Genomic DNA, 19468 nt, shown 5'->3' on the forward strand with positions numbered 1-19468 from the left:
GCACTTGCCCGAAGGGTTGGAGTGAAATCGGGTGATTGGACGCCCCGGCTGCTTGCATGGGCACGAGCCCATGCGGCGCATCCGAAGCATCCACTCATCCCGATTGCACTCCAATGCAATCTCCAAAAAGACTGTGAACAGGTTCTAAGTCCGCCCGCCGAAGATGCCAGTGCCCACACGCACCAGCGTGCTGCCCGCCTGGATGGCGGCCTCCAGATCGGCCGTCATGCCCAGGGACAGGGTGTCGAACTGCCCAAGGCCTGGCTCTCCCACCGCCGATATCTCGTCGAAAAGCCTTCTGGCGCTAGCGTGGATTGCCAGTTGCGCTTCAAATTCGGGAGCATGGTCCGGAATGCTCATGAGCCCCCGCACCACCAGCCGTGGCAGTTTTGCGACAGCCCGCACCAACTCCAGCGTTTCAGCAGGAGCCACACCTGACTTGGTGGGGCCTCCATCGATATTGACCTGGATACATATCTGCAGCGGCGGCAGGTGATCGGGCCGCTGGGCCGACAGGCGCTCGGCGATCTTGAGCCGGTCCACCGTATGCACCCAGTCAAAGTGCTCGGCCACCAGGCGGGTCTTGTTGCTCTGAATGGGGCCAATACAGTGCCACTGCAAAGCTGCACCGGGCAAGGCGGCGTGCACAGCTGCAATCTTGTCCACGCCTTCCTGGATGTAGTTTTCGCCGAAGTCGCGCTGGCCGGCGGCCACGGCCTCCAGCACCGCATCGGCGCCAAAGGTCTTGGAAACGGCCAGCAAGGAAACGCTGGCCGGATCGCGCCCGGCGGCTTTGCACGCCTGCGCCATCCTGCCCAGAACCTGTTGGAGGTTGTTAGCAATCGTGGTCATAATGTTTGGCAAGCGTACCAAACGATAGAGGGATTCCGTGGACATTACCCAACTGCTCGCGTTCAGCGTCAAGAACAAGGCCTCCGACCTGCACCTCTCCGCAGGCCTGCCGCCCATGATCCGGGTCCACGGCGATGTGCGGCGCATCAACGTCGATGCGCTGGACCACAAGACGGTGCATGCCATGGTGTACGACATCATGAGCGACGCCCAGCGCAAGACGTATGAAGAGTTTCTGGAAGTCGACTTCTCGTTTGAAATCGAAGGCCTGGCACGTTTTCGCGTCAACGCCTTCAACCAGAACCGGGGCGCTGCCGCCGTGTTCCGGACCATTCCAAGCAAGATCCTGACGCTGGAGCAGCTCAACGCACCCAAGATCTTCGGCGACCTGGCCCTCAAGCCGCGCGGCCTGGTGCTGGTGACCGGGCCTACGGGCTCGGGCAAATCCACCACGCTCGCGGCCATGGTGAACTACCTCAACGAAACCGAATACGGCCACATCCTCACGGTGGAAGACCCGATCGAGTTCGTGCACGAATCCAAGAAGTGCCTGATCAACCAGCGCGAAGTGGGGCCGATGACGCTGTCGTTCGCTGCCGCGCTGAAGTCCGCACTGCGCGAAGACCCGGACGCCATTCTGGTGGGTGAAATGCGCGACCTCGAAACCATCCGCCTGGCCATGACGGCGGCGGAAACGGGCCACTTGGTGTTTGGCACGCTGCACACCTCCAGCGCTGCCAAGACGATTGACCGGATCATCGACGTGTTTCCGGCCGAAGAAAAGGAAATGGTGCGTGCGATGTTGTCCGAATCGCTGCAGGCCGTGATCTCGCAGACACTGTGCAAGACCAAGGATGGCTCGGGCCGCGTGGCCGCGCACGAGATCATGCTGGGCACCAGCGCCATCCGCAACCTGATTCGCGAGGCCAAGGTGGCGCAGATGTACTCCACCATCCAGACCAGCAACAGCGTCGGTATGCAGACGCTGGACCAGAACCTCACCGACCTCGTGCGCCGCAACATCATCAGCCCGGCCGAGGCCCGCAGCAAGGCCAAGATCCCCGAGAACTTCCCTGGCTGAGCCCCCCGCAGCACACACCCATGAACGACTTTGCGGCCCCTGCAGGCGCCGCATACCGGAGCCCGATATGAAAGGCATTCTGAGCCTTCTGAAAATGAAAACCCGGGGCGGCAAGCCTGCGGAAGACCACACGGATTCCGTGCTGTTCTCCACGGCCTTTGCAGGCCAGGGCGTAGACGATTCGATGCTGGTGCCCTGGGAGGCACGTGCCGTGGAAGTAGGCGCCAAACGCCTGCCCACCAGCCGAGGCGGCAAGCTGCTGCAAGGTCTGTGGGCCAAGGACAAATACATGGCGCACCTGGACAAGGACGCCGTGGAGCGCATGGAGCGCTTCTTCGAATTTGCGGCCATCCCGTCCAACCGCGATGTGATCCGCCAGGACGAGTACGGCAATTTCATGGTGGTGCTGCTCACGGGCACCATCGCCGTGGACCGTGTGCAGCCCTGGGGCGAGCAATTGCGCCTGGCCGAGACGCGGCCCGGTGACATCCTGGGCGAGATGTCGCTGCTCGACAGCGGCATCCGCTTTTCGGCCTGCACCACGCTCACTGACTGCGAGATCGCCGTGCTGAGCGCCGAAGCCATGGACGACATGATGACCAAGGACCCGCAGCTTGCAGCCAGCCTGATTGCACTGCTGGCCCGCAAGCTGTCGCTGCGCCTGCGTGTGGTGAGTGCGCGCCTGAGCGACAACCACAAGTAATGATGCGCCACGACAAGATCAATGATCGTCCAGCCGACGAACAGCCCCGGGAGAACTTCTGATGGAACGCGATCAGGCCAGTAAATTCATCAATGACCTGCTCAAGTTGATGGTGGGCCGCAACGGCAGCGACTTGTTCATCACCGCAGACTTTCCACCCGCCATCAAGGTGGATGGCAAGGTGACCAAGGTGTCGCCCCAGCCGCTCTCCCCCAACCATACGCTCACGCTGGCGCGCGCCATCATGAGCGACAAGCAGGTGGCCGACTTTGAACGCACCAAGGAGTGCAACTTCGCCATCTCGCCCTCCGGCATCGGCCGCTTTCGCGTCAACGCCTTCATCCAGCAGGGGCATGTGGGCATGGTGATGCGGACGATTCCGCTCACGCTGCCCACCATCGACGGCCTGGGCGTGCCGCAGGTGCTCAAGGAAGTGACGATGACCAAGCGCGGCCTGTGCATCCTGGTGGGTGCCACGGGCTCGGGTAAATCGACCACGCTGGCCGCCATGGTGGACTGGCGCAACGAGAACTCGTTCGGCCACATCATCACGGTGGAAGACCCGGTGGAATTCGTGCACCCACACAAGAACTGCGTGGTCACGCAGCGCGAAGTGGGGCTGGATACCGACAGCTGGGAAGCGGCCCTCAAGAACACGCTGCGCCAGGCGCCCGACGTGATCCTGATGGGCGAAATCCGCGACCGCGAGACCATGGAACATGCCGTGGCCTTTGCCGAAACCGGCCACCTGTGCCTGGCCACGCTGCACGCCAACAGCGCCAACCAGGCGCTGGACCGCATCATCAACTTCTTTCCTGAAGAGCGCCGCGCGCAGCTGCTGATGGATTTGTCGCTGAACCTGCGCGCCATGGTCTCACAGCGCCTGATCCCCAAGCAGGACGGCAAGGGCCGTGCGGCTGCGGTGGAGATCATGCTGAACACGCCACTGATCTCCGACCTGATCTTCAAGGGCGATGTCTCCGAGATCAAGGAGATCATGAAAAAGAGCCGCAACCTGGGCATGCAGACCTTTGACCAGGCGCTGTTCGACCTGTACGAGGCCAACGTGATCAGCTACGAAGACGCGCTGCGCAACGCCGACTCGCTCAACGACCTGCGCCTGCAGATCAAGCTCAACAGCCAGCGCGCCAAGTCGCCAGACCTGGCCTCGGGTACCGAGCATTTCGCGATCGTGTGACAACCCCCTGAGCGGCTGCGCCGCTTCCCCCTTCTCTTGCGCGGCGCGCGGGAAGGGGGACGACGCCAGTGGCCTGGCAAAGCCAGTCCCACGGCGTCCGCTGGCCCAGGCCGCGCCAGTTTCAAACTCCGTCACATGGCGGCCTTTTCTCACAAGAACCATTTCCATGCCAAGCACCAACCCCCGCAACTACGACGCCACCCCTTCCCGCAAGGTCGCCTTTCTGGGCCTGGGTGTGATGGGCTACCCGATGGCCGGACACCTTGCACTGGCCGGGCATGAGGTGACGGTTTACAACCGGACCGCTACTAAATCAATAGCTTGGTGCGCAGAGTATGCAAGCGCCAAGGCTCCAAAACACGCTGCAACGCCGCGCGAAGCCGCTGCGGGCGCGGACATCGTGTTCTGCTGCGTGGGCAACGACGATGACCTGCGCTCTGTGACGCTGGGTGCGGACGGCGCCTTTGCGGGCATGAAGCCGGGTGCGATTTTTGTGGACCACACCACGGCATCGGCCGAGGTGGCGCGCGAGCTGTACGCAGCCGCCCAGGCGTTGGGCCTGCAGTTTGTGGATGCCCCCGTGTCGGGCGGCCAGGCTGGCGCGCAGAACGGCCTGCTCACCGTGATGTGCGGCGGCGATGCCGCAGCCTTCGAGGCAGCCCAACCCGTAGCCATGGCGTTCTCGCGTGCCTTCACGCTGCTGGGTGCCAGTGGCTCGGGCCAGCTGGCCAAGATGGTCAACCAGATCTGTATTGCCGGGCTGGTGCAGGCCCTGTCCGAGGCCGTGGCCTTTGGCCAGAACGCGGGGCTGGACATGAAACAGGTCCTCGACGTGATCGGCAAAGGCGCCGCCCAAAGCTGGCAGATGGACAACCGTGGCAAGACCATGGTGGACGGCAAGTTCGACTTTGGCTTTGCCGTGGACTGGATGCGCAAGGACCTGGGCCTGGTGCTCGATGAGGCCAAGCGCAACGGTTCACGCGTGCCGGTGACGGCCCTGGTGGACCAGTTCTATGCCGATGTGCAGAAAATGGGTGGCAACCGCTGGGATACATCGTCCCTCATCCAGCGGTTGAAATAGGCTCCCCCCTGAGTCGCTTCGCGCCTTCCCCCCTGAGGGGGGACGCACCCGGTGGCCCGGCAAAGCCGGTTCCACGGGCGCGCTGGCTTGTGCAGCGCCGGTTTCACGCCGCAGCGCGCGGGGCAAAATCCCCAAGAAAAAATCCCGGGCCGCAGGATGCGGGCCGGGATTTTTGCTGCACGGGTGGTTGGCTGTGCTGGCCGCCAAGCCTGCTAAACGGCCTTCAGCCCCCAGAGGGCTTGGTGTCATCCGTGGTGACGGGTGCAGGCTGCGGAGCGATGCGGCGCAGTTCTTCTTCCGAGACGATCTCGAACACACGCACCACCTTGCTCACGCCGCTCACACCGCGCGCAATCTCGGTGGCGCGGTTGGCTTCGCGCTGCGACACGCGGCCCATCAGATAGACAACGTTGCGCTCGGTCACCACCTTGAAGGAATTGGCCGAGATGTCCTGCGCGTCCACAAGGCTGGCGCGGACCTTGCCGGTGATGAAGGTGTCGTTGGAACGCTGGCTCAGGGTGCTGGAGAAGGTGGTGATGGTCAGGTCGTTCACCACCGAGCGCACGTTCTCCACCTGCGACACCAGTTGCTCGACGGCCTGGCGCTCCTGCGCGTTGGGGACTTCGCCGGTCAGCAGGGCCTGGCGGTTGTAGCTCGTCACGTTCACATGGACGCGGTCGCCAAACGTCTCGCGGATACGGTTGGCCGCGCGCAGTTCGATGCCTTCATCCTCGATCTGGGTGCCCGCCGTGCGGCGGTCCACGGCCATCACGCCACCCACCACAGCGCCCCCGACGATCAGCGGCGCGCAGGCCGACAGGCCTGCAGCGAGGGCGGCAGCGGCCAGCACGGTACACACCGTGCGCTGGGTACGGTTCATGGTTGTTTGCTTCATAGCGGATTCTCCTGTTCACCAAGTAACTGGGCGTCCACACCATCGCTCAGGCAATGCAGCACCAGGGCATGGACTTCGCGCACGCGCGCTGCGCGGTCGTGGGGCACGCTGATCAACACGTCGGTTTCGCGCAGCATGGCGGCCAGCTTGCCGCCGGTGCGGCCGGTCAGCACCACCACGGTCATGTCGCGCTCGTGGGCGGCTTCGGCAGCGGCCAGCAGGTTGGCGTCGTTGCCGGACACCGACAGGGCCAGCAGCACGTCACCGGCCTGGCCCAACGCACGCACCTGGCGGGCAAACTGCTGGGCGGCGTCGTGGGTACCTCCTGTGGCGGCCGTCAGCAGCGTGCTGTCGGAGGTCAGGGCCAGCGCTGCCAGCTCGGGGCGTTCGCGCTCGAAACCCGCCACGCAAAACGCAGCAAACTGCTGCGCCTCGGCGGCCGAGGGGCCGTTGCCACAGGCCAGCACCTTGCCGCCGCTGGTCACACAGGCCAGGACGGCCTGCACGGCGGCGGCAATGGGATGGCTCAAAACCTGCGCCGCCTGGTACTTCAGGTCGGCGCTGTCGATGAAATGCTGTTGGATGCGTTGCTCAAGCATGAGGGCTCGATGATACCCGCCGCGTGTTACAGCTTTTGTAGCAAACCGTAGTCACTGGCATTGCGTTGGAGCCCGAATGGGGGACAGGGAACGGATGGGGTCACTGCGCATCAAAGGCCGCCTTGAGCCACTGCACAGAAGCCTCGACCAGCACCACATCAAAACGGCAGGGCGGCGGCGATGGCAGGCGCAGCAGGTAGTGCCGGGCCGCAAAAATGATGCGCTGCTGCTTGGTGACGCTGATGCTGGCCCCGGCGCCGCCAAACGCGCTGCCCGCCCGGCTGCGCACCTCCACAAACACCAGCGTGCCGTCCCGCTCGCGCATCACCAGGTCAATCTCGCCACCGCCGCGCCCGGGCGTCCGATAATTGCGCACCACCAGTTGCAGGCCAGCCGCCTGCAGATGGGCCAGGGCCTGGTCCTCCGCCACATTGCCGCGTTCGCGCGTGGTGGCGGCAGGGGCAGCCGGGCCAGAGCCCCCCGCCGGTTTTCTCTTTCCAAGGAATTTCATTGAGCGCATCTTTCGCTTCAGCCCAGGGCGCCGCGCGCGAAGCGGCGGCTGCGCAGCATTATCCCGAGGGCGCCTTGTACGTGGTGGCCACGCCCATCGGCAACTTGGCCGACATCACCCTGCGCGCGCTGCACGTGCTGCAAATGGCCGACACCGTGGCCTGCGAAGACACGCGCCACACGCAGTCCATGCTGCGCGCCTACGGCATCGACAAGGGCGCCGCACAGCTGCTGGCGGTGCACCAGCACAACGAGGCCGAGGCCGCGCAGAACGTGGTGCAGCGGCTGCAGCTGGGCCAGCGCGTGGTCTACGTGAGTGACGCTGGCACGCCCGGCGTGAGTGACCCTGGCGCCCGGCTCGTGGCCGCCGTGCAGGCGGCGGGCCTGCGGGCCGTGCCCCTGCCCGGCGCCAGCAGCATCACCACAGCGCTGAGCGTGGCAGGCGCAGTGGCCCACAGCACTGAACATGGCGGTTTTGTGTTCGCAGGGTTTCTGCCCGTGAAGAACGCGGAACGCGCCACGGTGATTGCGCAACAGCTGGCCCCGGAGCCGCGCTGCGTGGTGCTGCTTGAAGCCCCCCACCGCATCAACGAGCTGGCCCAGGCCCTGGCGGTGCTGGGTGATCGTCCGGTAACGCTGGCACGGGAGCTGACCAAGCAGTTCGAGGAAGTGACCACGCGGCCCGCCCGGGAGCTGACAGCTTGGCTGGACGGCGCACCCCAGCGCTCGCGCGGCGAGTTTGTGGTTCTGCTGCACCCGGTGGCGGTGGCCAGCGACGATGGCGCCAGCCTGCGGGTGTTGCGCCTGCTGGTGCAGGAGCTGCCGCTGAAAACCGCCGTGCGCCTGGCTGCCGAGATCACGGGTGCATCGCGCAATGTGCTGTACGACACGGCCCTGGCGTGGAAGCGCAGCGGCGCGAGCGGGGAAGATGAGGACGAAGCAGGCGACGCCGGGAGCTGATAACACCTCGGATTTCAGGCCAAATTAACACCTAGCGCTTGATGAACAAGCGCTGATAGCTATATTTTTAATAGCATTTCTCCGCCACAGCGAATCCACCACCGGCCCTGATGCCGCCGCCCCCCTCCAGATCTATCGCCCTGACACCGCCAACCCGGCCGCCACCCCGCCAAACAAATCGCCTTCCACCTGGGGAGTGTCGGGAAACGCCGCTTTGAGCGCCTGCCGCAGCGGCCGCAGGGCCGACGAGCCCCCGGTGAGATAGATCGCATCCAGCCCCTGCACACCCAAGCCCGCCAGCTGCACACATTCCTGCGCGCAGGCGACCACCTGTTCGAGGGGTTGCAACAGGAACTGCGCCAATCCCTCCGGCGTCACGGCAGCACCGAGCCCGGCCTCGATCCAGTCCAGCGGCATGGGAGCTTCGGCATCGGCCAGCGAGGCGGCAATTTTGGCCTGCTCCACCGTGTTGGCCATGCGGTGCCCCAGGCGCTCGTGCAGCACCCGCATGAGCCGCGCGTGCAGCCGCGCATCGGAATAGTCGGTGCGCAGGTTCTGCGCATCGCGCAGTGCACGCGGCGAGTACAGCCACTGGATCAGGTGCCAGGTGGACAGGTCAAAAAACACCCGGCTGGGCACCTCGCGCCCCGTGGGCCCAGTGTGCCGAAACCCGAGCAAGGGCATCAACAGGTCCAGGCTCAGCCGCCGGTCAAAGTCGGTGCCACCCACGTGCACGCCGGTGGTGGCCAGCACATCACTGCCACGCTCGGCACGCGCCATGCGCTCCGGCCCCAGCCGCACCACTGTGAAGTCCGAGGTACCCCCCCCAATGTCCACCACCAGCACCAGCGACTCGTGCGCGATACGCTGCTCGTAGTCCAGCGCTGCGGCAATCGGCTCCAGCTGGAACGACACCTCGGCAAACCCCGCATCCAGCGCAGCCTGGCGCAACGCATCTTCCGCCTGCTGATCGCGGTCGGCATCCCCATCCACAAAATGCACCGGGCGCCCCATCACCACCCGGGCAGGCATGCCGCCCAGCTCATCGCGCGCCTTTTGCACCAGCATGCGCAAGAAGAGGCTGATGATGTCCTGGTAGCTCACCATCTTGTTGTGCACCGCCGTCTTGTCCTGCAGCAGCGCACTACCGAGCAGGCTCTTGAGCGACCGCATCAGGCGCCCCTCGGTGCCCGCCAGATACTGGCCCACGGCATCGCGGCCAAAGTGCGTGCGGTGATCCTCTGCGTTAAAGAACAGTGCAGTGGGCAGTGTGTGCGCACTCCCTTCCAGCGCAATCATCCGCGCCAACCCCGCCCCCTGGCGCACGGCCATCGCGGAGTTGGAAGTGCCAAAGTCGATACCGAGGGTGGTGTCCTTCAGGAGGGGCATGGGTGAAGTGTCGAAGCGATGAGGAAGTGTTCAACGCACACCGGCCACAGCCTCGGTGAACGCAAACATCGGATGCGGTGCTGCGGCGAGAAGAATGCTCTGGGCAGCTTGGTGGCGCGACAGGAGACCCGTCCAAAGCCTCTCCGAAGCACGACCCAGCGCCGTGGACACCGCATGCAGAATGGAAAAAGCCCTTGATTAGCAAAAATCAAGGGCTTTTATTTGGTGGCTGGGGCTCTACCGAAAGAACGCCGTAACCTGTTGTCGCAATTGATTTTTCGACTTTCACGGAACGGGAGTTGCCCCCAGAGTTGCCCCCAGCCATCTGTTGTCAGCACCATGATGGGAGGCGCGATTCTACATACAGGCCCGCGCTTGGACGGTCGGCAAACCCCTCAAAGCCTACAAACCCCACCAGTCGGCCCCAGCGTACAGGTCTCAAAACCGGACCTCAGCCCTTTTCACTTGCTCGCGCTTCGACGGTCGGTAAACCCTCCAAAGCCTACAAACCCCACCAACCTGCCAAGCCTGCGGGTCTGCAAACTGGCCCCTCTGCTTTCACGCAGGCTCGCGTTTCGTCGGAAAAAAACCCTTCAAAACCCACCAAACCCTACTGAGTCGCCAGCCCCGGCGTAACACGCTGCTACGCGGGGACCTCTGGCACACTGATTGTGCGAACGCTATTCACAACCCAACGCACTTTAAAAGTGCGCCTGCCAGCCTGCACAACTAATGCCCACGATTCCCCGCAAACTGCCCAATGCCAGCCTGGCTGAGTGGAACGCGAGAAAACCCACGGCCCACTTAGCGCGTAGCCACATGGAGCGCGTCCTGAAGTGCGCCCCGCCAGCGTGGCGGGCGGCCATTGGGGAGCGGATCGCGCCCAAGCGTGCCCCCATCGTCGCCGCCTTGCAGACCGACGCGGAGTTTTTGGCCAGTCAACCTGAGTGGGCCGACGCCTGGGACTTGATGCAGGCGGTGGCCGACTTTGAGGACGAATACGGCGCGGCCAGCATGTGGAACCTGGGCGATTGGGAAATCTGCGAGATGGCCGAGAAGCTGGCCGGTGAAGCGGATGAACTGGATGACCTGTGCATTGCCCGTGGCGAGAGTCTGGCCGCCCGGGTGGATTCCATTCGCATGCTGATACGGTGTGTGGGCATCACTGAAGACAAGCCGATCCAAGGGGAGCCAGCCATCAAGCGCGCGCAGGATGCCGCATGGTGGCGCAAGCGCCTACGCGTGCATGTGTCGCGCATCGTTGAAGCTGGCGCAATCGGCCTGGGGCTGGTGCACAAGGAGCGCTGCGGCTATGTAAGCCAGGACGGCCTGCAGCGCCGCCAAGCACAGCTCAAACGCAATGCCGAGGCGCTGGGCCGAACCCTGTTCCGCAATGAGGCCGGGCAGGTGTACACGCTGCGCGAGCTGGCGGAGCTGGGCACAGCAAACCCGGTAATTCGCGGTGGCGAGCTGATGACGCGCATTCGCGGCGCGGAGGAATACGCCGATGCCCGCGCGCACGTGGGCCTGTTTGTCACGCTGACGCTGCCGAGCCGCTTTCACCCCGTGAAGCTGGGCAGCGGTGGACGACCGGTGCCAAACAAGAAATACAAGGGCGCCACGCCGCGTGATGGCCAGCTATGGTTGCGCGACATGTGGGCCAAGACCCGCGCGGCCCTGGCGCGCAAGGGCGTGAAGATGTACGGCCTGCGGGTGGCCGAGCCGCATCACGACGCCACGCCCCACTGGCACGCCCTGATATGGGCCGAGGATGAAGCGGGCGCGCTGGCCATTGAAGAAGCGGTGCGCAAGTATTGGCTGAGCGATGACGGCGATGAACGCGGCGCCGAGCAGAACCGCGTGAACATCAAGCGCATGTTGAAGGGCGGGGCCGCTGGCTACGTGGCGAAGTACATCGCGAAGAGCGTTGGCCACCTTGCCTTGGCCGAGCATCAGGACGTGGTGAACGGTCACCAGATCACGCTGGACTTTGGCGACACGAACCCACGTGACGCAAAGGAACCAGGCGCGGGCTTCAAGAGTGTGGATGCGTGGGCGGCCACTTGGGGTATCAGGCAGTTTCAGACCATCGGCATGCCCAGCGTGACAGTGTGGCGCGAGTTGCGCCGCGTAACGCGCGATCAGCTAGAGCTGTTCCAGCTTGAGGGCGACCGTGCCACGGTACGGGCTTTTCAGGCATGCCACCGCCATGCCGAGCTGCGCGCTGACTGGCGCATGTTCATGGAGGCCATGGGAGGTCACGCGCTGCCGCGCAAGAGGTGGCACCTGTGCACGGCACACCGCACGCCCGAGGATGGCCAGGTCAACAAATACGGCGAGCCGGTGAAAGTGGGCCGCATCGTGGGCCTGCGGGCCCAGCACGGCCGCATGTGCGGGCGGTGGCTTGTGAGTCGCCGCATTGCGTGGGCGCCCGTCATCAGCGAGCAAGCGCATGCATCGCAGGCGGTCGAAGGTGAAACCACGGCTGCAGCGGGACAAGCTCAGGGCGGTGGCACGCCCCCCGCCCGCGCGGCTTTGCCGCGCGCTTGGACTGGTTTCAATAACTGTACGGCCCGCATCACGGGCGAGCTGGCGCGGGAGCTTTTCCCCCCAAGCCCACACTTCAAAGAGGACTGGTGCAAGCCTGAAACGGTGGCCCAGTTCCGCGCATTGCGCGCCATGCAGGCCACCGAGGCGTGGCACTGATAAAAAAACAAGCACCACAGCACACCACAGCCGCAGAGGCGCGCAGCGGCATGGAGCGCAGAAAAAAAGCGCGAAGCAGCCCCCGCCACTTCGCGCTTTTCTCGCCTAACCCAGCGCCCTACAGCACAGCTTCCCCGCCCCGACGCACCTTGTGAATCTGCGCAGGCGTCAGCACATCCTGCGCCGTCAGCGCCCCCAGGTCGAACACCCCCAGCACCTCCACCTGCGGCCGCGCGTTGTACTCGGGCAGCCCTTCGGCGATGGCCTTCAAGCCATCGAGGATGAACGCCCACCGCGCCGCCACCATTTCCTCGCGCAGGGCCGCAGAGCTGGGCGGGCGCCCCAGTGAATCCTCATGCGTGCTGGTGCTGCAGGGCGCATGCGCCGCCAGCGCCATGGCCCTGGCCACCGCTTCCCCGGCCTCCTGCAGCGCCTTGTAGCCCTCGGCCCGTGCGTGCGCTGTGTAGGCCCGCTCATAAGCTGCCGCATAGGTGTGCGCCTGCCTGCTGGCCTCGGCCGCGAGTGCCTGCAATTCCTTGGCCCCCTTGGCCTGGGCCACCCGCATCACCTCGGCCATGGCCTGCGCATCGTTCTTGCGGTTGAGCGCACTGCGCGTGGCTGCATCGCTGCTCTCAAACCCGCCGCTGGCAAACGCAACATGGAACGCATCCGCAGCCGCATCGGCCTCATCCTCTGCCGCCTTGATCTTGCGGCCCAGCAGCTCCTGCGCGGCCTTGGCCTGGGCAAACCTCGGGCCTGCATCGTTGTCGTAGGCCGTGCGTGCGCGGGCCAGCTCGGCCAGGGTTTCGTGCAGCGCAGCCTGGGCGCTGCGGGCGTGGTGTTGAACGTCGAATGTCATGAATCACTCCTTGTGGACTGGGGTTAAAAAAACACGCGGGAAGAAAGGGTTGAAGGCGGCGCGGCCGCAGGCTGTGGCGGTTCCTCTGGGGCGAGCCACTGCGCAGCGCCGCAGCCCTCCAGATGCCTGCGCGCCACCTGCTGCGCGGCCGGGGTGAGCTTCGGAATCAGGGCGCGCACGGCCTCGCGCAGGGCCTGCAGATCGCCCTGCCCGGCCTGCATCGCATCAAGGCGCGCTTGCAGCGCGGCCGCAGTGCGCATGGCCTTGTCGAGCTGGACAGCCAAGCGCTGCACCTGGGCCACGCTCTCGCGCTCCTGCGGCGTGGCGGGCACCACCGCGCGCAGCGCCTGCAGCTCGCGCTGGCGTTTCTGGCGGTGCTTGCGCTGCCGCTCGGCATCCGTCATCGGGGTTGGTTTGCTCGCAGCCATGTCAGTAAGGCAAAGCGCAGAACCGATGGCAGCGCTGCAGCACATCCTTATGCGGCGTGTACCACTCGGGCACGCCCGGCAAGCGCCCTTGCGCGGCCATGGCGCAATTGCCCTTGCGCTGCAGGTGGTAGCAGTCGCGGCAGCGGTGGCGGTCGTCTTCGAGCACATCCACGGCCGCAGCAGACAGAAGCGCCAGCAGCCCGGGCTTGTGCTGCCGGATCAATTCGCCGGTGGCCTCATCCAGCCACACGGCGGGCCACACCTGCAGGTTGCCCTCGGCCGTGGCCGATAGGTGCAGGCCCTTGTGGCGCAGGCGTTCCAGCAATCGGGCAGCGGTTTGGTCGTCGCTCATGCCGCCCCCTCAGAACGTGGCCACATCGTCGGCCGCAGGCATGCCCATAGCGTCGGCCGCAGCCATCGGCCGCAGCGCCGCCGACTGGTGCACAGCCCAGTGCAGCAGCCCTGCCCGGTGCCCGATGCGCACAAACCGCTTGCCGTCCACGATGCGCCCCTGCATGCGCTCGATCCAGCGGCCCAGCATGCGCGAATTGATCTTGCCCGCCTGCCCTGCAATGTCATCCATCGCCATGGCCAACAGCGCGTCGGTGTCGCTGCGCCGGATGGCACCGCCCACGGTCGTTTGATCCGGTCCAAACGCTGCAAACCATGCCTCCACCAGCGCGCGCAGCTTGGTGGTTTCCGGGTCTTGCTCGAAGGCGCGGGCTGCGGCCTCCATCGGGTCGGCCAGCGTGGGCAGCCCTTCGCCTTCGGGGGTGCCTGCGATTGCGGCCACGTGCGTTGCCAGCCAGCAGATGGGCTGCCGCACCAGATCGTCCCAATGCTCGAAGCTGGCCGTGCGCCCTTTGGCCATCTTCGGGCGCCCTGCGGTGATGTAGGCCCGAACAATCGTCAACGCAGCCACCACGTAGGCGAGGCGATCCGTCTGCACCATCTGCGCCGGGTCGAACGAGAAGTCCCGCGTGTACGGTGTCTCGCTCTGGGCGTCGATGCGCGCCGTCAGCACCCTTCGGCAGGTGTCCGAAGTCATGCGCAGGTTGTTGCCCGGGGCGATGAACAAGGCCCGGTTGGGCAAGGTGATGGTTTCGCTGCTGCCCAGCACCCGGTCGGCAAACGTGGGGGCGGTCAGGAAGGCATCGAGCGATGCAGAGCCCAAGGGCTCGCGCACGTTGTCCCAGAGCACCACGCGCTGGCCTTCGCGCAGCACCGCAAACAGGCGCTTGCGGGTTTCTTCGTCGGTATCGGCCGGGGGCAATATCGAAGGCTCCGAGCCCATGGCCAGGATGCCGATGCAGCGGGCCAGCAGGGTCTTGCCGCTGCCTGCGGCCGGGGCGTCAAAGCCCACGCCCGGCGCAGTGGGAAGGCTCGCCCGCAGCGCAGCCGACAGCAGGCCGTGCAAGGCCACCCCGTTGGCCACGGCGTCCACCAGCGGGAACAGGGCCAGGGGCGCCCACAGAAAGCGCAAGGCTGCCAGGGCGTCCTGCACGGTCGGTTTGACCGGCACGCGCGGCGGGTTCGGGTGTTCGCTGTAGAACAGCAGGCCGGAGTTTTCATCGTGGCCAGGGCGGTCCAGAATGCTGCCGTCGATGCGCAGGGTGGGCGCAGTCACCACCGCCACCAGCTTCTTGAACCCGCGTTCGCCATGCTTGGCCAGGATGGCGCGGGCCACGCTCAAGGGAGCATCCTCGGGGCCTTCTTCGGGCGCATCCTCGCCATCGGCCTTGCGGCGATGGCGCATCGAATAGAACTCGCACACCCGGCCCATGTGGTCGGTCAGCCAGTCAGGGGTAACGGGGCGCGCCTTGCCGTCGCTCACATAGGCCACCGCCCCCTCGCCGTAGTCGAACAGCTCGCCCCGTTCCTGCAGCACGGCCAGCACCGCATCGGTGGTGGCCACGCGCATGCCCCGCCCCACCTGAATGCGGGCGCTCTGGCGCAGCAGCTCAAAGCGCATGCCGCCATGGCGGTGGGTGAACAGGTACGGGCGCTGGCCGCTCTTGAGGTTGACCACGGCCACGCGGGTGTCGCTGTCCGGGTCCAGCGGGTCGGCGAACTGGGCGTTGTGCCAGCGCTCTGGGCGGTCAAGGATTTCTCCCACGGAGACGGGCTTGCCCTGCTCTGCCATCAGCACGAAGTCACCCATCAGCACGCGCTGGGCGCTGGCGCGCTGCAGCACGTCGCGGGCCTTGTCCACGGGGATGCCCCGGCGCTTGGCCAGGGCCGGGGCGTTGGTGGCCACCCAGCGTTCGCGCTGCGCTGCGCACTGCCCCGCCAATTGAACCCGCGCGGCCTTCTTGAGCGCCTGGGCCTGCTTGTGCGTGTCGGCATCGTGCGGGATCAGCGCGAGGTCGAACAACGCCAGCGGATCGCCAAAGATGCGCGGCGCAGCGTGCGGCCGCTGCAGGCTCTTGCCCAGCAAGGGGGGCGCACAGAAGTCCAGGCGCTCGGGCTGCCACACGCTGGCATCGATCAGGGTGCGTTCCAGCGCCTGCCCGGCGCGGCCTACGTCGAACCAGCCATGGCCTGCAGCCCACAAGAGCTGCACCAGCGCCCTGCCCGCTTCCGGGATGCGTGAAGCGTCGCGCACGGGGATGTAGAGGCGATGCCGTGTCAACGCCGACAGCTCGCGGCCGTCAGCAGTGCACACGCCTGCGGAACAGCTCGGGCGCCACAGCATGGGTGCATCGGCCAGGGCCGGGCAGGCTTCTATCAGGCGTTGGCGGAACACATCCGCAGACAGTTCGCCATCAGGCGCGCCGTCGTGGTCGAGCATCATCACGCCGGGGCCCACTGGATAGGCAAAGTGCCTGCGGGTGCGGGAGATGGCGCCAGGGGTTTCTGCCACTTCGCGCTCGGGCACGATGGGAACGCTGACGCCTGCAGCAGCATCGCACATGCCCCAGCTCGTGGCCTGCGCGGGGTCGAGGGTTTCCAGCACATCGGCCAGTTCCTGCAGGCCGTGCGCCACGGCACGCGATGCAGTGCCGCGCATCATGTTGGCGGCGCTTTCCTTGTGCAGCGTGCCATCGGGGGCCAGGGTCAGCACCTTGGTCAATCGGTCGGGGGCCGTGGCGGTGAAGACGGTGAATTGCAGGGCGCCAGCGGATGGCGCAGATGGGGTGTTTTTTGCAGCGTCCGATCTGGGTGCGCTGGCCTTTTTGGTTGCCATGGTGTGGTCGTTTTCTAAAGCCGGGTGGCGGTGAATTGGGGAGTGCTGGCCATGTCGGCCACCATCGGGAAGACCTGCAGGCCGCAGGCGCTGGCCTTGCGCGCCAGCTCGGCCGCGCTGCGCCATTGGTCGGGGTCGCTGGTGTCCACGAACACATGCAGGCTGCGCAGGCCACGGGGCCAGCGCGCGTGCGCGAGCAGGGCCGCATCGGGCACCGCCCACACGGGCATGCGTGCGGCCTGGGCAATACGCAGCGCAGTGGCTATGCCCACGGCCATGCCCATCACGCGGCTGGCGCTGTCTGCAGGGGCCAGCCGCGCGCAGGCGCCCAGCGCGGGACCAGCCTTGCCGGTCAGCTTGACGGGCGCGGGCACGGGTGCCAGCGATCCATCGGCCGCAAGGTAGATGCGCTGCAGCGCCACCGCGTGGGGCACGGGCGCGCCCTGCAAACCGCGCGGGTAGGTGTCCACCTCGAACAGCGCCAGCAGCGCAGGGAAGCGGCCCAGGCACACCGGCGTGCGGTCGGCCTGCATGTGCCAGTAGTCCAGCGCGGGGTGCAGGCGCAAGGCTGCTGGCCATGTGCCTTGCGCGGCACCGCTGCGGGCGAGATAGCGGCCGGCCGCATCGTCGGCAGACACCGGCCGCGCCTCGGCCCACAGGCTGGCGATGCGCGCCCGGTTCACTTCGTAGGCGTGCCTTGCGCCTGCTGCGCTCATGCTGGCTGGCCTTCGTGCGCAGGTGCTGCAGTCAGTGCTGCATGCAGTGCATCGAGCATGTCATCCATGGCTGCGGTGCGCTCTGCCATGGCGTCGGCCAGCAGGAGCAACGCGGCGCCCAGGTTCTCGCCCGTGAGGGTGTCGGCCGCGCAGGGGACCATGTCGGCCACGGCTGCAAACGCGAGCTGGGCTTGGCGCATGTGGTGGTGCTGGTCGGTGGCATCCATGGCCAGATGGCGCGCGCGGTCGCCGGTCTGGCGTGCGCTGATGGCCGTGCGCACGGCGTCAATCAATGTGCCGATAGCGTCCAGGCGCTGCTCCATGGCGTCGTTGTGCAGATGCAGCAGCTCGCCCAGGCCGTCCATGTTGACGGTTGCATGCGGATGGGTGGCGCCTGCGGCCAGCGCTGCCACGGCATGGCAGGCGCGCAGCACGGTGCGCAGGGATTCGGTGAAGTCCTGGGCTTCAAGCACCAGTTGCGGCAAGGTGGGCAGGCCCTGCGGCTGCGGTGCCTCTTTAACCAAGCAAGGCTTGGCGGTGTCTGAGCTTGCAGTGCAGGCGCTGCGGCGCACCAGATAGCCGTGCACCACGTGCTGGTCGAACACGTCTTCGGCCTTGGGCAACGGGAAGTTGTCGCGGCAGTTTTGGCAAGGCTTCGCCTGCACTGCCTCGCGGGCAGCGTTGTGGGTGGTCGTGTGCATGGTTACCCCTCCAGGCTCAAGGCCACGTCCAGGCCGCGCAGTGCGGCCAGGGCCTGCATCACCTTGCGGCGTGCGCGGGCGGCGTCTACGTGCGGCTGGCACAGGTGGTGCAGCGCAGTGCCCAGCGCGTTGTGCGCGGTGGCGTGCAGTTGGATGGGGTCGGGGGTGCCCGATGTGGGCGAGGTGGTGCGCGCGGCAAGTGCGCGTGCGGGGATGCGGTCAGCCATGGTGGCCTCCAAGCAGGTGTGGTTTGCAATAACCACCGACCCCCACGCCAATGGAGGGCGGCAGCTCGAACAGGTTGGCGTACCGGACACCCGCTTGCGCGAACCGGCGAGCCTTGCGGCTCCCTGCCCGAGCCGCCAAAAACTGGAGGCACGAACGAACAAGCCGCAGGTGCTCTGCGGTAGAGGCTGCGGCTTGCGTCGCAGCGGGTGTGTCGGGACGCCAATCCCGATCACGCCTTTTTTTGACGTGACGCGGCAGTGTAGCCGGGCTCGCATGTGCCGCGCAATGTTTTGTGCAACGAGCTGGCGGCGATCAGAGGGGAGCAGCACGTCTGGCCTCCTTCATTTTTGCCGCGACGCGCACGCCCGGCGCACCGCCTGGCTGCGCAATCGAGGGCTGCTCGGTCACCGCGCGGCGCGTGTTTTCGCTGATGGGCAGGTACACCAGCGGGTCAGGCTTGGCCGATGGCGACAGCGTGCGGACGGCCTCGGCATGTACGACGAAGGTGTGGCCGCATTCAGCGTCAGTGCACTGATAAATCATCTCGCGCAGGATCGCGGACGATTGGGCGCTGTGCCGGATGGTCGAAGGTGCCTGACAGTGCGGGCAGCGGTAGAACATCGAGGTGGCTCTCATGCGGCCCCCTGTGTCTGAACTGCAGGCCGTGCCGCGATCCATGCATCCACCTGGGTTTCGCGCCACGCCACGCAGGTGCCGTGCAGTTGCACGGCGCTGGGGAAGTCTCCGGCCTTGACCTTGGCGTAGATGGTGCTGCGGCCCAGGCCGGTCATAAAGCACACATCGTCAATACGTAGCAAGCGCTCGCGGTACGGGCGCACATCGGACGGGCCGGGACCGGCTTGGATGGGTGTGGTTTGCGTGGCTGTTCTTTGCATAGTCCCTATGGTCTTGTGTGGACTGCTGAAAGCCAAGAAACCTATGCTGTGGCTGCGCTCCCCACAGTTAGTGGTGGGGAAAGTGGGCGCAAAAAAGACGGGCGCGCCGTGGGTCCGCGTGGCGCCGGGCAGTTCATCAGAGAGTCGGGGGGGTGAGAGTGCGCGCAGCGCGCGCTATGAACGACGCATCAGCGCGCGGCTGGCCAGGCATCGGCCCGGCGCTGGGCATCGCTGGCCATCTGCTTTGAGCTGGCCACGAGTGCGTCGATCTCTGCGAGGTGTTCGGGGGACAGCAGTTCGTCCACCTCGCGGGCCACTTGGTCGGATTCCACCTGAAACACCAAGGCCAGCGCGCGGCCGGTGGCCATGGCACAGAGGTAGGGGATCAGGATGGCTGCGCCCAGCAAGGCGAACAGGCCCAGGGCGACCAGAATGACGATGAAGGCAGTCATGGGGCGATGGTAGCGCCCGGCGATCCG

General features: G+C 66.0%; 21 protein-coding genes. 6 read left to right on the forward strand and 15 right to left on the reverse strand.

Annotation, left to right across the window (positions count from 1 at the left end):
* Positions 1-144: 144 nt before the first annotated feature.
* The gene (locus NFX52_RS11645; protein ID WP_055398405.1) at positions 145-852 is read right to left on the reverse strand and encodes a YggS family pyridoxal phosphate-dependent enzyme; all 708 of its coding nucleotides are present in this window, start codon (positions 850-852) and stop codon (positions 145-147) included.
* Positions 853-889: 37 nt separating this feature from the next.
* Between NFX52_RS11645 and NFX52_RS11650 the strand changes: the two genes are divergently transcribed.
* The 4 genes from NFX52_RS11650 (at position 890) to NFX52_RS11665 (ending at position 4915) form a co-directional block, all read left to right on the forward strand.
* On the forward strand, positions 890-1933 hold the full coding sequence (locus NFX52_RS11650; RefSeq protein ID WP_055398404.1) for a type IV pilus twitching motility protein PilT: 1044 nt from the start codon (positions 890-892) through the stop codon (positions 1931-1933).
* 67 nt (positions 1934-2000) lie between these two features.
* Positions 2001-2636, forward strand: a complete 636-nt coding sequence (locus tag NFX52_RS11655) for a Crp/Fnr family transcriptional regulator (protein WP_055398403.1) — start codon at positions 2001-2003, stop codon at positions 2634-2636.
* Positions 2637-2697: 61 nt separating this feature from the next.
* A complete protein-coding gene (locus NFX52_RS11660; protein ID WP_055398402.1) occupies positions 2698-3834 on the forward strand; it encodes a PilT/PilU family type 4a pilus ATPase in 1137 nt (378 codons plus the stop codon).
* A gap of 166 nt (positions 3835-4000) precedes the next feature.
* Entirely contained in the window at positions 4001-4915 is a 915-nt protein-coding gene (locus tag NFX52_RS11665; RefSeq protein ID WP_055398401.1) for an NAD(P)-dependent oxidoreductase, read from the forward strand.
* 223 nt (positions 4916-5138) lie between these two features.
* Here NFX52_RS11665 and NFX52_RS11670 read toward each other — a convergent pair whose 3' ends face one another.
* The 3 genes from NFX52_RS11670 to NFX52_RS11680 form a co-directional block, all read right to left on the reverse strand.
* Entirely contained in the window at positions 5139-5810 is a 672-nt protein-coding gene (locus tag NFX52_RS11670; RefSeq protein ID WP_055398400.1) for a BON domain-containing protein, read from the reverse strand.
* Positions 5807-6409, reverse strand: coding sequence for an SIS domain-containing protein (locus tag NFX52_RS11675; RefSeq protein ID WP_055398399.1), 603 nt, complete (start codon positions 6407-6409; stop codon positions 5807-5809). Before NFX52_RS11675 ends, NFX52_RS11670 begins: the two co-directional genes overlap by 4 nt.
* 100 nt (positions 6410-6509) lie before the next feature.
* Positions 6510-6920: a YraN family protein gene (locus NFX52_RS11680; RefSeq protein WP_055398398.1), complete on the reverse strand. Its 411-nt coding sequence runs from the start codon at positions 6918-6920 to the stop codon at positions 6510-6512.
* Between NFX52_RS11680 and rsmI the strand changes: the two genes are divergently transcribed.
* Positions 6920-7879, forward strand: a complete 960-nt coding sequence (rsmI, locus tag NFX52_RS11685) for a 16S rRNA (cytidine(1402)-2'-O)-methyltransferase (RefSeq protein WP_055398397.1) — start codon at positions 6920-6922, stop codon at positions 7877-7879. The genes NFX52_RS11680 and rsmI overlap by 1 nt on opposite strands.
* Positions 7880-8011: 132 nt before the next feature.
* Here the strand turns inward: rsmI and NFX52_RS11690 are convergent, their stop codons facing one another.
* Positions 8012-9268 carry an Hsp70 family protein gene (locus NFX52_RS11690; RefSeq protein WP_055398396.1) on the reverse strand — a complete coding sequence of 419 codons (1257 nt, stop codon included), beginning with the start codon at positions 9266-9268 and terminating at the stop codon, positions 8012-8014.
* A gap of 732 nt (positions 9269-10000) precedes the next feature.
* Between NFX52_RS11690 and NFX52_RS11695 the strand changes: the two genes are divergently transcribed.
* Positions 10001-11974: a replication endonuclease gene (locus tag NFX52_RS11695; RefSeq protein WP_055398395.1), complete on the forward strand. Its 1974-nt coding sequence runs from the start codon at positions 10001-10003 to the stop codon at positions 11972-11974.
* 118 nt (positions 11975-12092) lie between these two features.
* Here the strand turns inward: NFX52_RS11695 and NFX52_RS11700 are convergent, their stop codons facing one another.
* The 10 genes from NFX52_RS11700 to NFX52_RS11745 form a co-directional block, all read right to left on the reverse strand.
* The gene (locus tag NFX52_RS11700; RefSeq protein ID WP_055398394.1) at positions 12093-12833 is read right to left on the reverse strand and encodes a hypothetical protein; all 741 of its coding nucleotides are present in this window, start codon (positions 12831-12833) and stop codon (positions 12093-12095) included.
* 23 nt (positions 12834-12856) lie between these two features.
* Positions 12857-13261 carry a hypothetical protein gene (locus NFX52_RS11705; RefSeq protein WP_207401896.1) on the reverse strand — a complete coding sequence of 135 codons (405 nt, stop codon included), beginning with the start codon at positions 13259-13261 and terminating at the stop codon, positions 12857-12859.
* A 1-nt stretch (position 13262) separates the two neighbouring features.
* Positions 13263-13613 (reverse strand): hypothetical protein, encoded by a 351-nt coding sequence (locus NFX52_RS11710; RefSeq protein ID WP_055398392.1) that lies wholly within the window; start codon positions 13611-13613, stop codon positions 13263-13265.
* A 9-nt stretch (positions 13614-13622) separates the two neighbouring features.
* Positions 13623-16448, reverse strand: coding sequence for a hypothetical protein (locus tag NFX52_RS11715; protein WP_055398391.1), 2826 nt, complete (start codon positions 16446-16448; stop codon positions 13623-13625).
* A 14-nt stretch (positions 16449-16462) separates the two neighbouring features.
* Positions 16463-17164, reverse strand: a complete 702-nt coding sequence (locus tag NFX52_RS11720) for a DUF7146 domain-containing protein (protein ID WP_055398390.1) — start codon at positions 17162-17164, stop codon at positions 16463-16465.
* Positions 17161-17865, reverse strand: a complete 705-nt coding sequence (locus NFX52_RS11725; RefSeq protein WP_055398389.1) for a hypothetical protein — start codon at positions 17863-17865, stop codon at positions 17161-17163. Before NFX52_RS11725 ends, NFX52_RS11720 begins: the two co-directional genes overlap by 4 nt.
* A 2-nt stretch (positions 17866-17867) precedes the next feature.
* Positions 17868-18092, reverse strand: a complete 225-nt coding sequence (locus NFX52_RS11730; protein ID WP_055398444.1) for a hypothetical protein — start codon at positions 18090-18092, stop codon at positions 17868-17870.
* A gap of 313 nt (positions 18093-18405) precedes the next feature.
* Complete coding sequence (locus tag NFX52_RS11735; RefSeq protein WP_082437446.1) at positions 18406-18729, reverse strand: Ogr/Delta-like zinc finger protein; 324 nt, start codon at positions 18727-18729, stop codon at positions 18406-18408.
* Positions 18726-18989 carry a helix-turn-helix transcriptional regulator gene (locus tag NFX52_RS11740; protein WP_055398388.1) on the reverse strand — a complete coding sequence of 88 codons (264 nt, stop codon included), beginning with the start codon at positions 18987-18989 and terminating at the stop codon, positions 18726-18728. Before NFX52_RS11740 ends, NFX52_RS11735 begins: the two co-directional genes overlap by 4 nt.
* Positions 18990-19177: 188 nt before the next feature.
* Positions 19178-19441, reverse strand: a complete 264-nt coding sequence (locus tag NFX52_RS11745) for a hypothetical protein (protein WP_055398387.1) — start codon at positions 19439-19441, stop codon at positions 19178-19180.
* Positions 19442-19468: the final 27 nt, after the last annotated feature.

The sequence above is a fragment of the Acidovorax facilis genome, from assembly GCF_023913775.1.
Taxonomy (GTDB): Bacteria; Pseudomonadota; Gammaproteobacteria; order Burkholderiales; family Burkholderiaceae_C; genus Acidovorax; species Acidovorax facilis.